Origin of the sequence: Saccharopolyspora sp. 6M (genome assembly GCF_020176775.1) — a bacterium.
In the GTDB taxonomy this organism is placed as follows: domain Bacteria; phylum Actinomycetota; class Actinomycetes; order Mycobacteriales; family Pseudonocardiaceae; genus Saccharopolyspora_C; species Saccharopolyspora_C gregorii.
Genome location: NZ_JAIUJZ010000147.1, coordinates 1 through 13889, shown reverse-complemented (window position 1 = coordinate 13889; position 13889 = coordinate 1). Strand labels below are relative to the sequence as shown.

The window sequence follows — 13889 nt, the reverse complement described above, 5'->3', positions numbered from 1 at the left end:
GTCTCGTCGGTTTCGCCCGGTCGCTGCGGTTCTCCGGCATGGCCTGCGGCCCGGACCGGGTGCGGGCGTTCCTGGCCGCCACCGCGCACACCGGGATGGCGGAGCGCTCCGCGGTGTACTGGGCGGGCCGGGTGACGTTGTGCGCGGACCCCGCGGACCTGGCCCGTTACGACGCCGCGTTCGCCGCGTGGTTCGGCGGCGCCGCGCCGCGGCCGCGGGCACCTGCCGCGCCGCGCCGGGCTCGGATCGCCCCGCTCGAACCGGGGGAGCGGCAGCAGGAGTCCGAGGAGGCCGAGCCGGTGCGCGCCGCGGCCGCCGACGAGGTGCTGCGGCACCGGGACCTCGCCGGCCTGGGCGAGGCCGAGCGCGAACACCTGCGCCGTCTGCTCGCGACCGTGCGGCCCGATCCGCCGGACCGGCCGGCCGCGCGGTGGCGGCGGGCCCGGCACGGCCCGCTGGACGCCCGGGCGACGTTGCGGGCGGTGCTGCGCTCCGGGGGCGAGCCGCCGCGGCTGGAGCGCAGGCGCCGCGGCCGCCGGGCCCGGCGGGTGGTGCTGGTGGTCGACGTCTCCGGGTCGATGGAGCCGTACGCGGACGCGCTGCTGCGGTTCGCGCACGTGGTGGTCCGCCGGGCTCCGGCGAGCACCGAGGTGTTCACGCTCGGCACCCGCCTCACGCGGGTCACGGCGCAGCTGCGCGGGCGCGACCCGGAGCGGGCGTTGCGGGCCGCCGCGGCGGCGGTGCCGGACTTCTCTGGCGGCACCCGGCTCGGCGAGGTGCTGCGGGCCTTCCTGGACCGGTGGGGGCGGCGGGGCACGGCGCGCGGCGCGGTCGTCGTGGTGTTCTCCGACGGCTGGGAGCGCGGTGATCCGGCGCTGCTCGGCGAGCAGCTGCGGCACCTGCGGCGGCTGGCGCGGGCTGTGATCTGGGCGAACCCGCACGCCGGGCACGGCGGGTACGCGCCGGTGCAGTCCGGGATCGCGGCGGCGCTGCCGCACTTGGACGCGCTCGTACCGGGGCACAGCCTCGGCTCGTTGCAACGGGTGTGGGCGGAAGTCGTCCGCCTGGGCGGGAATGCGACGGCCGTCCGGGGTGCTGAGATGGCCATGACACGGCGAGGTGCAGCGGAGGTGGGCCGTGCGTGACGTGCTCGACGAGGTGTTCCAGCGGTGGGAGTCCGGGGAGTCGGTCGGCCTCGGCACGGTGGTCGCGACCTTCCGGTCCGCGCCGCGCCCGCCCGGGGCGTCGATGCTGGTCACCGAGGGCGGTGAGGCCGTCGGCAGCGTCTCCGGCGGGTGCGTGGAAGGAGCGGTGTACGAGCGGGCGACCGCGGTGCTCGACGGCGAACCGGCGGCGTTGCAGCGCTACGGCGTCAGCGACGACGACGCGTTCGCGGTCGGATTGACCTGCGGCGGCATCCTCGACGTGTTCGTGGAGCGGGTGGACCGCGATTCGTTCCCCGACTTCGACGCGGTCGCGAAGTCGGTGCGCGAGGAGGAACCGGTGGCGGTCGCGACCGTCGTGGACCATCCCGATCCGGCCCGGGTCGGTGCCCACCTGCTCGTGTGGCGGGAGCGCACGCAGGGTGGGCTCGGCGAGGCACGGGTCGACGACGCGGTCGCCGACGACGCCCGCGGCATGCTCGCCAGCGGTCGCAGCGGCGTCCTGGAGTACGGGCCGCAGGGGCAGCGGCGCGGCGAGGGCATGCGGGTGTTCGTGAACGCCTTCGAACCGCCGCCGCGGATGCTGGTGTTCGGCGCGATCGACTTCGCCGCGGCGATGGCCCGCATCGGCTCGTTCCTCGGCTACCGGGTGACGGTGTGCGACGCGCGGCCGGTGTTCGCCACCCGCTCCCGGTTCCCCGGGGTGGACGACGTGGTCGTGGACTGGCCGCACCGCTACCTCGCGGCGGAGGCGGAGGCGGGCCGGCTGGACGCGCGGACCGCGGTGATGGTGCTGACGCACGACCCGAAGTTCGACGTGCCGGTGCTGGAGATCGCGCTGCGGCAGCGGCTCGGCTACGTGGGCGCGATGGGTTCGCGGCGCACCCACGACGACCGGATGCTGCGGTTGCGGGAGATCGGGGTCCCGGAGGCGGACCTGGCCCGGTTGTCCTCGCCGATCGGCCTGGACCTGGGGGCCCGCACCCCGGAGGAGACAGCGGTGTCGATCGCCGCCGAGCTGATCGCGCTGCGCTGGGGCGGGCTCGGCGCCCGGCTCACCGAGACGGAAGGACCCATCCACCGCTGACGGCCCGCCCGCTCGGGGCGACTCCTGGTGCCGACCGACTACGTGGAGGTCCCCGGCTCGCCCGGGGTCGCGGAGCTGGCGCCCGGCGAGACCGCCTACGCCGGCGTGCGGGCCGAGTACGGGGAGACGGACTTCGTCGCGGTCGGGTTCGGCGCGACCCCGGCGGGCACGGCGGGGTTCAGCAACGTCGTGGTCGAGGGGCCGGGGAGCCGTACCCGTGGCTGCCGATCACGAGCCTGCGGATCGGCACCGTGCAGCCGACCCCCGACGGCGTCCTGCTCTGAGGCCGGGGGCGGTCGTCCCGTTCGGGGCGATCGCCACCCGCGCGCGAGCGTCCGGGTTGCTCGCGGAGGGGCGGCGTAGCAGGCTCGGTGGATGTGACCCCCGTCACTCGAACGGGGCTCGCGTTTCCCGAACGCCCGCGCTCCCGCGGCCCGTCCTCTGGAGGCCCGATGCCGCGCATCACCGTCAACGTCGACGGCACCGACCACACCGACGACGTGGAGCCCCGAACCCTGCTCGTGCAGCACCTGCGGGAGCGGCTCGGCAAGGTCGGCACCGTCGTCGGCTGCGACACCAGCAACTGCGGCGCCTGCACCGTCCACCTGGACGGGCAGAGCGTCAAGGCCTGCTCCGTGCTGGCGGTGCAGGCCGACGGACACCACGTCACCACGATCGAAGGGCTCGCCCGCGACGGCGAGCTCCACCCCTTGCAGCAGGCCTTCCACGACGCCCACGCGCTGCAGTGCGGGTTCTGCACCCCCGGCATGATCATGCAGGCGCTGGACCTGCTCGCCGAGACGCCCGACCCGGACGAGCAGCAGGTCCGCGAAGGCCTCGAAGGCAACCTGTGCCGCTGCACCGGCTACCAGAACATCGTCCGGGCCGTCCAGGACGCGGCGCGGCGGATGCGCCCCGGGGCCGGGCCACCGCTGGAACAGGACGCCCCGCGGCAGCGCACGTCCGCCGAGACCCGGACCGAGGTGGGGCGGCCATGACCTCCACCGCCGAACCGGAACTCGGCCGCGCGCGCAAGCGCAAGGAGGACGCCCGCCTCATCACCGGGCGCACCCGCTGGACCGACAACATCGCGCTGCCCGGCATGCTGCACCTGGCCGTGCTGCGCAGCCCCGCCGCGCACGCCCGCATCGCCTCCATCGACACCGAGCGCGCCGCGAAGATGCCCGGCGTCCGCGCCGTCCGCGCCGTCCGCACCGGCCGCGACCTCGCCGCCGTCCAGGGCAGCCTGCCGTGCGCGTGGCCGATCACCCCGGACATGAAGGCGCCGCAGGCGCCGTCGCTGGCGGTGGACGCGGTGCACTTCGCCGGGGAGGCCGTCGCCGTCGTCGCCGCCCGCAGCGCCGCCGAGGCCCACGACGCGCTGGACGCGATCGACGTGGACTACGACGACCTGCCCGTGGTGCTCGACCTCGACGCCGCCGCAGCCGCGGATTCCCCGCTGGTGCACGAAGAACTCGGCACCAACCGCAGCGCCACCTGGACCTTCGACTCCGCCGAGGCGGGCACCGGCGGTGACGTGGAGCGGGCCCTCGCCGAAGCCGAGGTGCGGATCGACCGGACCTTCCGCCAGCAGCGGCTCATCCCGGCGTTCATGGAACCCCGCTCCGTCGTCGTCGACCCCACCGGCGACCAGTGCACGATGTGGTCGGCCACCCAGGTCCCGCACATCCTGCGGCTCATGCTGGCGACCACGCTGGGCGTGCCGGAGCAGCGGATCCGGGTGATCGCGCCGGACGTCGGCGGCGGGTTCGGCGGCAAGCTCCAGGTGACCCCGGAGGAGATCATCACCTTCCTGCTGGCCCGCGAACTCGGCGTGCCGGTGAAGTGGACCGAATCCCGCTCCGAGTCGATGGTCGCCGCCCACCACGGCCGCGACCAGGTGCAACGGCTGTCGCTCGCCGCGCGCCGCGACGGCACCGTCACCGGGCTGAAGGTGGAGCTGCTCGCCGACATGGGCGCCTACCTGCGGCTGGTCACCCCGGGCGTGCCGATCCTCGGCGCGTTCATGTTCAACGGGATCTACAAGTTCCCGGCCTACCACTTCAGCTGCACCACCGTGTTCACCAACAAGACGCCGACCGACGCGTACCGGGGTGCCGGGCGGCCGGAGGCGACCTTCGGCATCGAGCGGATGATGGACGAACTCGCCGCCGAGCTCGGTGCGGACCCGCTGGAACTGCGGCGCAAGAACTGGATCGAGCGCGACGAGTTCCCGTTCGACACCGTCTCCGGGCTGACCTACGACTCGGGCGACTACGCGGCGGCGACCGACGAGGCGGTGCGGCTGCTGGGCTACGCGGAGCTGCGCGCCGAGCAGGCCGAGCGCAGGCGGACCGGTGCCACGGTGCAGCTGGGCATCGGGGTCTCCACGTTCACCGAGATGTGCGGGCTCGCCCCGTCCCGGGTGCTCGGGTCGCTGTCCTACGGCGCGGGCGGCTGGGAGCACGCGGCGATCCGGGTGCTGCCCACCGGCGGGGTCGAGGTCGTCACCGGCGTCTCCCCGCACGGGCAGGGCCACGAGACGGCGTGGAGCCAGCTGGTCGCCGACCGGCTCGGCGTGCCGTTCGAGGACGTCGCGGTGCTGCACGGCGACACGCAGACCTCGCCGAAGGGCCTGGACACCTACGGTTCGCGGTCGCTCGCCGTGGGCGGCATGGCGGTGGTCGCCGCCGCTGACAAGGTGATCGAGAAGGCGCGGCGGATCGCCGCGCACCTGATGGAGTGCGCCGAGGACGACGTGGAGTTCGAAGCGGGCCGGTTCGGCGTGCGCGGCACCTCGCGGAGCACCGCGTTGGGCGAGGTGGCGCTGGCCGCGTTCGCCGCGCACGACCTGCCCGAAGGGGTCGAGCCCTCGCTGGACGCCGACGCCACCTTCGACCCGGAGAACTTCTCGTTCCCGCACGGCACCCACCTGTGCGCGGTCGAAGTGGACACCGAGACGGGCCGGGTGCGGATCCGCGAGTACGCGTGCGTCGACGACGTGGGCACCGTGGTGAACCCGCTGATCGTGGAGGGCCAGGTGCACGGCGGGCTCGCCCAGGGCATCGCGCAGGCGCTGTACGAGGAGGCCGTGCACGACGAGAGCGGCACCCTCACCACGGCGACGCTCGCCGACTACCTGGTGCCCTCCGCCGCGGACCTGCCGGAGTACACCACCGGCCGCACCGAGACGCGGGCGACGTCGAACCGGCTGGGCGTGAAGGGCGTCGGGGAGGCGGGCACCATCGCCTCCACCCCGGCGGTGGTGAACGCGGTGGTGGACGCGATCCGCCACCGCGGGGTGACCGACGTGGAGATGCCGTGCTCACCGCAGCGGGTGTGGCGGGCGATCACCGGGGCGCGCGCCTCCGGCGCCACCGCACCGGAACCCGGCGGCGGCACGGGTTCGATGAACCGAGTTCCAGGAGGCGACCGATGATCCCGGCGGCGTTCGACCACATCGCACCGTCCACCGTGGAGGAAGCGGTGCGCGCGCTGCGGGAGGCCGGGGACGAGGCGAAGGTGCTCGGCGGCGGGCAGAGCCTGCTGCCGGTGCTGCGGATGCGGCTCGCCGACCCGCAGCTCGTCGTCGACCTCGCCCGCATCCCGGAGCTGCGCGGCGTGCGGGAGGAGGGCGGCACCGTCGTGATCGGCGCGATGACCACCCACCACGACGTGCTCCGGGACCGGCTGGTCCGCGCGCACCTGCCGCTGCTCGCGCAGGCCACCCGCACCGTCGCCGACCCGCAGGTGCGCCACCGCGGAACGTTCGGCGGGGCCCTCGCGCACGCCGACCCGGCCGGGGACCTGCCCGCGCCCGCGCTGGTGCTGGACGCGGAACTGGTGCTCGCCGGGCCGGACGGGCGGCGGACCGTTCCGGCCGCCGAGTTCTTCACCGACCTGTTCACCACCGCACTGGAACCGGACGAGCTGCTGGTGGAGGTGCGGCTGCCGAAGTGGACGGGCTGGTCGGCGCACTACGAGAAGTTCAACCGGGTCGCCCAGGCCTGGTCGATGGTCGGCGTGGCCGCCGCGGTGCGGGTGGACGGCGGCGCGATCGCCGAAGCCCGCGTCGGCCTCACCAACATGGGGCCGGTGCCGATCCGCGCGTTCGGGGTGGAGCGGGCGCTGGTCGGCGCCCCGGCCGAAGCGGGTGCGATCCGCCGCGCCGCCGAGCTCGCCACCGAGGGGACCAGCCCCGCCGCGGACGCGAGCGCCGACGTGGACTACCGGGAACACCTCGCGCAGGTCCTCACCGGACGAGCGGTGGCCGCGGCCGCCGGGGTGTAGGAATGGACGGGCCGGTGCGCCCGGCGCGCCCCGGAACCCGGGTGCCCGGCGGTGCGCGCGGGGTCGGTCACCGGCCGCCGAGCTCCGCCCCGCACGTCGTGCGGCGATCTACCAGGAGGGCCTGTCCCGTGCAGATGCAGCACCACTTCACCGTCCCGGTCCCGGTCGACGTGGCCTGGCCGGCGATCATCGATCCGGAGCGGGTCGCCCCGTGCATGCCCGGTGCCACGCTCACCTCCGCCGAGGGCGACCGCTTCACCGGCTCGGTGAAGGTGAAGCTGGGCCCGATCTCCTTGCTGTACAAGGGATCCGGCTCGTTCCAGGAGGTCGACGAATCGACGCGGCGGGTCGTGATCGACGCGGGCGGCAAGGACGCCAGGGGCAACGGCACGGCGGCGGCGACGGTGACCGTGACGCTCACCGAGGAGGACGGCCGCACCTCGGCGGCGGTGGACACCGACCTGAAGGTGACGGGGAAACCGGCGCAGCTGGGGCGCGGCCTGATGTCCGAGGTGGGCGGGAAGATCCTGCACCAGTTCGCGGCGAACCTGGCGCGGAGCCTGACCGGGCAGGACGCGCCGGCCTCCCAGCCCGGTGGCGGGCGGACCGGCGCCGGGGAGGGCCTCGCGGCGAGCTCCGGAGCCCGGCCCGCCGCGTCCGATCCCGGCGGCACCACCGGGGAGGACGAGGCGTCCCGCGCCGGATCGGACGGCCCGGACCGCTCGGACCCGGGAGCGGGGCCGCGCCGGTCGCCGGACCGCTCCGGCCACCAGGACAACGGCGAACGGCCCCCGGGCCGCGCGGGGCGGAACCCGGCGTGGCGGGTCACCTCGCCCGCCGCCGCGGAGCGGACCGCGCCCGCCGAAGCGGTGGCCGCCACGACCACCGCCGTGCGGGGTTCCGCGCACCGGGCGGACGCCGTGGTCACCGGCGGCCCGGCGCCGTCGGAGGAAGCCATCGACCTGCTCGGCGCGGCGGGCACGCCGGTGCTCAAGCGCGCGCTGCCGGTGGCCGCCGCCGTGGCGACCGCGGCGCTCCTGCTGCGCGCCCTCCGCCGCAGGCGCGCCCGGCGGTGAACCGCGCCTCGCCGCTGGTCAGCGGCGGGTGCGGGTGCCCGCGCCGACCACGCCGGCCAGTCGCGTCCAGCCCAGCGCGGTGTAGAGGTGGCGGCCCTGCCTGCTCGCGGTGAGCAGCCCGGTTCCCGCGCCGAGGTGGACGGCCTCCCGCGCGAGCGCGCTCATCAGCGCCCCGCCCAGGCCGCGCCTGCGGTGCGCGCGGTAGGTGGCGATGTTGTGCGCCACGGCCACGTCCCCGTGCACCACCATCACGCCGTGCGCGGCGGGATCCCCGCGTTCGTCGGTGATCCGGGCCGCGAGCACCGGGCCCTCCCGGTCCAGCTCCACGGCGTACTCCGGGGCGGCGTCCCGCCGCGGGTGCGCGGCCAGGTCGGTGCGCATGAAGTGCTCGCGCGCGGGCGCGAGCCGGAGCCCTTCCGAGCTGAGCACGTCCTCGACGGCGGCGGGCGCGGTGGTCGGCACGGTCAGCCAGTCCGAGTGCGGTGATCCGGCGACCTGCGCGGCGTGCAGGCGCAGCGAACCGGGGTCGCCGTCGGCGTCGAGCACGATGCTCTCCAGGTGCCTGCCGGGTTGGCCGGACAGCACGTGCAGCGCACCGTCCGCCTCGTCGGCGGGGTCGAGCCCGCACGCCACGCCCCACCCGTGCTGCCACCGGCGGACCAGCTCGGCCAGCGGGGGAGAAGTGCGTTCCATGCCGCTAGCCAACCACCGCGCCGCCAACCCCGGCTCGGAGGGCGGTCACCGCGACGCGAGCAGCGCGTGCACCCGCACCAGGCGGTCCAGCCAGCGGCGCTGGTCGTCGGCGGTGGGCGTGGCCGCCGCGACCCGCGCCGGGTCGGGCTGCGGAGCGCGGCGCGGTACCGGGAGCACCCCGCCGCGCGGCACCAGCGAATCGCTGACCACGTCGCCGTCGAGCAGCGACATGGTGCCGAGCCCGCAGGCGAACGGCAGTTCCGGCAGCGCCCCGGCCAGCGCGAGCTGCGCGGCGAGCCCGACGCTGCTCTCGACCGCGGAGGACACCACGCAGGGCAGGCCGCACGCCTCGGCGACCCGCAGCGCCCGCCGGACCCCGCCGAGCGGCGCGGCCTTGAGCACGGCCACGTCGGCGGCCTCGGCGACCGCGACCGCCAGCGGATCTTCGGCGCGGCGGATGGACTCGTCGGCGGCGATGCGCACCTGCACCTTGCGGCGGACCGCGGCGAGGTCCTCGATCGTGGGGCTCGGCTGCTCCACGTACTCCAGGCCGCCCGCGGCGCGGTCCAGCTCGGCGATGCGGGCGATGGCGGTGTCCACGTCCCAGGCCGCGTTCGCGTCCACCCGGATCGCGGCGGACGGGCCGAGCGCGTCCCGGACCGCGGCGACCCGCTCCAGGTCCTCGCCGGGGTCCTGGCCGCGTTCGGCGACCTTGACCTTCGCGGTGGTGCAGCCGGAGGCGGCGGCGATGGCGTGCGCCCGCTCGGCGCCGACCGCGGGCACGGTGCAGTTCACCGGGACCTCGTCGCGCACCGGTTCCGGCCAGTCGCCCGCGCAGGACTCCAAGGCGGCGGCCAGCCACGGCACCGATTCGGCGTCGGTGTAGTCCTCGAACGGGCAGAACTCGCCCCAGCCCGCCGGGCCGCCGAGCAGCACCCCGTGCCTGCGGGTGATGCCGCGGAACCGGGTGCGCATCGGCAGGCCGTACACGCGGACCGCGTCGAGCTCGGCCAGGCTGATCGTCGCCCCGTTCGCGGTCATGTTCGTTCCTTCCGCTCGGCCGTCACCACGGCGTCCTGTCGCGCACATCGTCCTGCCGGTGCCACGTGCGGGCAGCGGGACGCACGTGCGATGACGTCGTGGGCGGTGCAGGTGTTCCCGCACCGGTCACGACGTGACGCACCGGCCACCCGCGGGGGCGGCCGGTGCGAACGGGATCCGGCGCGTCAGGCGACGCTGGGGCGGCCGAGGTCGAACACGTCGACCTCGAACCGGGCCCACTGCTGGCGCAGCGCGGTCACCCCGTTGTCGAGGATGTAGTTCAGCTCGCCCAAGGTCACCGGCAGCAGCGTGTACACCTGCAGCTGCTCGACGCCCTCGGGATCGGTGAAGCGGGTGAACTCCGGCGGGAACAGCGGATGCCCGCTCGCCAGCACCCCGTAGAACTCGGTGTCCGGCAGCAGCGGGGCCTCGTTCGGCACGATCTGGTCCGGCACCAGGTGCGTGCCGCTCTGCACCAGCAGCTCCGACGTCACGTCCACCAGGTGGCGGGCCGCCTCCGCCTGTTCCTTGTAGACGGTGCACGCCAGCTCCTGCGCCGGATCCGCGCCCAGCGGCTGGAACCGCAGCCCGGAGCTGATCACGGTGCTCAGGTGGTACTGCTCCAGGTGGAAGAACACCAGCCCGTAGCCGCGGTTCTCGCCGCGCACGTTGGGCGGCTCCGCGGCCGTCGGGGTGCCCGCGTGACGTTCGAGGTTCTCCGCCAGCCCGATGAACCGGTGCGCACCACCCATCGCGGTGTTGTGCTTCTCGGTGGTCATCCGATCTCCAGTGCTGCGTGTGCTGTCGCAACGGTAACCGGTGCCGCGAAGGGCACGGGCAGTTTCACCGACGACGACGAAAATACGACCTCGCTCCGCGGCGTCGGCGGCGGGTACCGCAACCGATCGGCCGTCCCGCGACGCTCGTGGTCCCCGGCCTCAGCCGCCATGCGGACCGACGTCCGGCAGGGCCGGACCGAGCAGGTCGTCGGCGTCGACGATGCGGTAGGCGTAGCCCTGCTCGGCGAGGAACCGCTGCCGGTGCGCCGCGTAGTCGGTGTCCAGGGTGTCGCGCGAGACCACCGAGTAGAAGTGCGCCTGCTTGCGCTCCGCCTTCGGCCGCAGCAACCGGCCGAGCCGCTGCGCCTCCTCCTGGCGGGACCCGAAGGTGCCGGACACCTGCACCGCCACCGAGGCCTCCGGCAGGTCGATGGAGAAGTTCGCGACCTTCGAGACCACCAGCCGGGAGATCTCGCCGCTGCGGAACGCGTCGAACAGCTTCTCCCGCTCCTTGTTCTTCGTGGAGCCCTCCACGATCGGCGCGTCCAGCGCCTCGCCGAGCTCGTGCAGCTGCTCCAGGTAGGCGCCGATGACCAGCGCCGGTTCGCCCGGGTGCTGGTCGAGGATGGCGCGCACCACGGGCGCCTTGGTGCGGGCGGTGGAGCACAGCTTGTAGCGCTCCTCGGCCTCGGCCGTCGCGTACCGCAGGCGCTCCTCGTCGGTGAGCGTCACCCGCACCTCGACGCAGTCGGCGGGCGCGATCCAGCCCTGCGCCTCGATGTCCTTCCACGGCGCGTCGAACCGCTTCGGCCCGATCAGCGAGAACACGTCGCCCTCCCGGCCGTCCTCGCGCACCAGGGTGGCGGTGAGGCCGAGGCGGCGGCGGGACTGCAGGTCCGCGGTCATCCGGAACACCGGCGCGGGCAGCAGGTGCACCTCGTCGTAGACGACGAGGCCCCAGTCGCGGGAGTCGAACAGCTCCAGGTGCTTGTACTCGCCCTTCGACTTGCGGGTGATCACCTGGTAGGTGGCGATGGTGACCGGGCGGATCTCCTTCTTCTCCCCGGAGTACTCGCCGATCTCCTCCTCGGTCAGCGAGGTGCGCTCGATCAGCTCCCGCTTCCACTGCCTGCCCGCGACGGTGTTGGTGACCAGGATCAGCGTGGTGGCGCCCGCCTCGGCCATGGCGGCCGCGCCGACGAGGGTCTTGCCCGCGCCGCAGGGCAGCACGACCACGCCGGAGCCGCCCGCCCAGAACGACTGCACCGCTTGGCGCTGGTAGTCGCGCAGGGTCCAGCCGTCCTCGTGCAGTTCGATGGGGTGCGCTTCGCCGTCCACGTAGCCGGCGAGGTCCTCGGCGGGCCAGCCGATCTTGAGCAGCAGCTGCTTGAGCCTGCCGCGCTCGCTCGGGTGCACCGCGACGGTGTCGTCATCGATGCGAGCGCCGAGCATCGGCTGGACCTTCTTGTTCCGCAGCACCTCTTCGAGCACGGCGCGGTCCAGCGAGGCCAGCACCAGTCCGTGCGCCGGGTCCTGGGCGAGCTGCAACCGGCCGAACCGGCCCATCGTCTCGACGATGTCCACCAGCAACGGCTGCGGCACCGGGTAGCGGGAGAAACGGACCAGCCCGTCGACCACCTGCTCGGCGTCGTGCCCGGCTGCGCGCGCGTTCCACAGCGCCAGCGGCGTGATCCGGTAGGTGTGCACGTGTTCGGGGGCGCGTTCCAGCTCGGCGAACGGCGCGATGGCGCCGCGGGCCTCGTCGGCTTGGGCGTGATCGACTTCGAGCAGCAGGGTCTTGTCGGACTGGACGATGAGCGGTCCGTCGGTCACGGGTGCGGCTCCTCGGGCTGGGCGGTTCTTTGCGCAGGTGGATCGGCCTGCGGGAACAACGGCTGGGCCGGGCACCAGTATTCCACCGCCCCCGGTGGCGCCCCGGTGCGGCGTCCGCGATGTCGGAACCGAACGGTTCAGGAAACGTTTCCGCCGGTTCCTGCGTGGCCCGCGGGGCCGTCGGCTAGGTTTCGCTCGGTCGTAGATCATTTAGGAGTTGTGTCTTCGTGAGCGTTCCGCCGCAGGATCCGCACTCGCCGGTCCAGCCGTCGGGGTCGTCACCGGAGTGGGGCCGGCCGGGCGGGCACCCGCAGGTCGCGCAGGGTCGCCCGCGGGGGTTCTCGTCCCAGCCGGACCAGCAGCACCCCGGCTGGCAGGACCACGACTGGCGGACGCACGGCTGGCCGGACCACGAGGACCGCGGCGACCGCGCCGACCACGAGGACCACGCCGACCACGAGGACCGCGCCGACCACGGGGACCGCGCCGAGCCGGACCGGGTCTGGCCGGAGCAGGGGCGGCGGTACGGGAGCCTGCAGTACGGCGGCCCGCTGCCCGGGTTCACCCCGCTCGCACCCGCGCCCGGCCCGCTCCTGCCCAGCCCGCTCCCGCCCGGTCCGCTCCGGCCCGGCCCGCCGCACCTCGCGCCCGCCGGGCCACCGCCGAAGCGCAGGCGCGGCCTGCTCGGCGCCGCCCTCGGCTGCGGGGCGCTGCTGCTGCTCGGGGTGGCCGGCACCTTCGTGCGGTCGCAGGTCGGCATGGCCGAGGCCGTCCCGCAGGTGGGCGAGTGCGTGGCCGTCACCGACGACTCCGAGCGGACCTTCGCCTACGAGATGACCGCCTGCGGCACCGCGGACTCCGACCACCGGATCGTGCAGGTCCAGCACGGCGGCGCGAGCTGCGACGGCGACTACTCCGAGATCACCCGGGCCGGCACCCGGCTGTGCCTCATCCCGGACGTCGTCGTCGGCGACTGCCAGCGGGTGCCCGGCGCCGACAGCGCGGGCGCCACCATCCCGACCGGCATCGACACCAAGGTGCCGTGCGGCAGCCCGGCCGCCGACGTCCAGGTCGGCGGCGCCGCCGACACCACCGCGGGCGAATCGGCCTGCCCCGAGGGGACCGCGAACTACTCGGTGTTCACCGCCCCGCCCAAGACCTTCTGCTTCAAGCTGACGGACTGAGCCTGGACCGGTGCGCGCCGGTGTGCTGGGCTGGTCCGGACGTCGAGCCGGGAGGTCGGGGATGGGTGAGCGGACGGTCCGGGACGTCACGCGGGACCTGCTGCGCGAACTGGGGCTGACCACCGTGTTCGGCAACCCCGGCACCACCGAGGTCCCGTTCCTCACCGGCTGGCCGGACGACTTCCGCTACGTGCTCGGCCTGCAGGAGTCCGTCGTGGTCGCGATGGCCGACGGGTACGCCCAGTCGCGGCGGGCGCCGGTGCTGGTGAACCTGCACTCGGCGGGCGGCGTCGGGCACGCGCTGGGCTCGGTGTTCACCGCCTACCGCAACCGCACCCCGATGATCGTCACCGCCGGGCAGCAGACCCGGACGCTGGTGTTCGACGAACCGTTCCTCGGCGCCACCGACGCGGCCACCTTCCCGCGGCCGTACGTGAAGCACAGCTGCGAACCGGCGAGCGCCGCCGACGTGCCCGCCGCGATCGCCCGCGCCCACCGGCTGGCCACGACCGCGCCGCAGGGGCCGGTGTTCGTCTCGATCCCCGCCGACGACTGGGGCCAGCCCGCCGCCGACGTCCCGGCCCGCCCGGCCACCCCGAACCCGGCACCGGACCCGGCGGCCCCCGCCGCGCGCGCCGCCCCCCCCCCCCGGGGGCGGGGCGCCCGCGTCGCGGCGCGCGGCCGGGCCGCCGGCCCCCCCCCCCCCCCCCGCCACCGCGTCCACCGTGGGCGGCGCGACCTGG

General features: G+C 75.0%; 12 protein-coding genes. 8 read left to right on the top strand and 4 right to left on the bottom strand.

Features of this window, described 5'->3' with window-relative positions; all coding sequences use genetic code 11:
- Nucleotides 1-38: 38 nt before the first annotated feature.
- The 6 genes from LCD31_RS19435 to LCD31_RS19410 all read left to right on the top strand — a co-directional run bounded on the left by LCD31_RS19435 (nt 39) and on the right by LCD31_RS19410 (nt 7616).
- Nucleotides 39-1145, top strand: coding sequence for a VWA domain-containing protein (locus LCD31_RS19435; protein WP_224960050.1), 1107 nt, complete (start codon nt 39-41; stop codon nt 1143-1145).
- On the top strand, nt 1138-2250 hold the full coding sequence (locus tag LCD31_RS19430; RefSeq protein WP_224960032.1) for an XdhC/CoxI family protein: 1113 nt from the start codon (nt 1138-1140) through the stop codon (nt 2248-2250). The genes LCD31_RS19435 and LCD31_RS19430 overlap by 8 nt, the downstream gene beginning before the upstream one ends.
- A 452-nt stretch (nt 2251-2702) precedes the next feature.
- The gene (locus tag LCD31_RS19425) at nt 2703-3248 is read left to right on the top strand and encodes a (2Fe-2S)-binding protein (RefSeq protein ID WP_224960030.1); all 546 of its coding nucleotides are present in this window, start codon (nt 2703-2705) and stop codon (nt 3246-3248) included.
- Entirely contained in the window at nt 3245-5689 is a 2445-nt protein-coding gene (locus tag LCD31_RS19420; protein WP_224960028.1) for a xanthine dehydrogenase family protein molybdopterin-binding subunit, read from the top strand. Before LCD31_RS19425 ends, LCD31_RS19420 begins: the two co-directional genes overlap by 4 nt.
- Nucleotides 5686-6540 (top strand): xanthine dehydrogenase family protein subunit M, encoded by an 855-nt coding sequence (locus LCD31_RS19415; protein ID WP_224960027.1) that lies wholly within the window; start codon nt 5686-5688, stop codon nt 6538-6540. The genes LCD31_RS19420 and LCD31_RS19415 overlap by 4 nt, the downstream gene beginning before the upstream one ends.
- A gap of 128 nt (nt 6541-6668) precedes the next feature.
- Complete coding sequence (locus tag LCD31_RS19410; protein ID WP_224960026.1) at nt 6669-7616, top strand: SRPBCC domain-containing protein; 948 nt, start codon at nt 6669-6671, stop codon at nt 7614-7616.
- Between the two features lie 18 nt (nt 7617-7634).
- Here LCD31_RS19410 and LCD31_RS19405 read toward each other — a convergent pair whose 3' ends face one another.
- The 4 genes from LCD31_RS19405 to LCD31_RS19390 form a co-directional block, all read right to left on the bottom strand.
- On the bottom strand, nt 7635-8309 hold the full coding sequence (locus tag LCD31_RS19405) for a GNAT family N-acetyltransferase (RefSeq protein ID WP_224960025.1): 675 nt from the start codon (nt 8307-8309) through the stop codon (nt 7635-7637).
- 45 nt (nt 8310-8354) lie between these two features.
- Nucleotides 8355-9350: an o-succinylbenzoate synthase gene (locus LCD31_RS19400; protein WP_224960024.1), complete on the bottom strand. Its 996-nt coding sequence runs from the start codon at nt 9348-9350 to the stop codon at nt 8355-8357.
- 185 nt (nt 9351-9535) lie between these two features.
- Complete coding sequence (locus LCD31_RS19395; protein ID WP_224960023.1) at nt 9536-10129, bottom strand: suppressor of fused domain protein; 594 nt, start codon at nt 10127-10129, stop codon at nt 9536-9538.
- Between the two features lie 159 nt (nt 10130-10288).
- On the bottom strand, nt 10289-11962 hold the full coding sequence (locus LCD31_RS19390; protein WP_224960022.1) for a DNA repair helicase XPB: 1674 nt from the start codon (nt 11960-11962) through the stop codon (nt 10289-10291).
- Between the two features lie 227 nt (nt 11963-12189).
- On the opposite strand from LCD31_RS19390, the gene LCD31_RS19385 reads away from it, so the two are divergent.
- Both LCD31_RS19385 and LCD31_RS19380 read left to right on the top strand, forming a co-directional pair.
- Nucleotides 12190-13146, top strand: coding sequence for a hypothetical protein (locus LCD31_RS19385; RefSeq protein ID WP_224960021.1), 957 nt, complete (start codon nt 12190-12192; stop codon nt 13144-13146).
- A 61-nt stretch (nt 13147-13207) separates the two neighbouring features.
- On the top strand, nt 13208-13889 hold a 682-nt coding region (locus LCD31_RS19380; protein ID WP_255623307.1), incomplete at its 3' end, for a thiamine pyrophosphate-binding protein.

Coding starts and splice junctions, on each gene's coding strand:
- LCD31_RS19435 (WP_224960050.1), top strand. CDS start 39: ATGGCCTGCGGCCCGGACCGGGTGCGGGCGTTCCTGGCCGCCACCGCG.
- LCD31_RS19425 (WP_224960030.1), top strand. CDS start 2,703: ATGCCGCGCATCACCGTCAACGTCGACGGCACCGACCACACCGACGAC.
- LCD31_RS19420 (WP_224960028.1), top strand. CDS start 3,245: ATGACCTCCACCGCCGAACCGGAACTCGGCCGCGCGCGCAAGCGCAAG.
- LCD31_RS19415 (WP_224960027.1), top strand. CDS start 5,686: ATGATCCCGGCGGCGTTCGACCACATCGCACCGTCCACCGTGGAGGAA.
- LCD31_RS19405 (WP_224960025.1), bottom strand. CDS start 8,309: ATGGAACGCACTTCTCCCCCGCTGGCCGAGCTGGTCCGCCGGTGGCAG.
- LCD31_RS19400 (WP_224960024.1), bottom strand. CDS start 9,350: ATGACCGCGAACGGGGCGACGATCAGCCTGGCCGAGCTCGACGCGGTC.
- LCD31_RS19395 (WP_224960023.1), bottom strand. CDS start 10,129: ATGACCACCGAGAAGCACAACACCGCGATGGGTGGTGCGCACCGGTTC.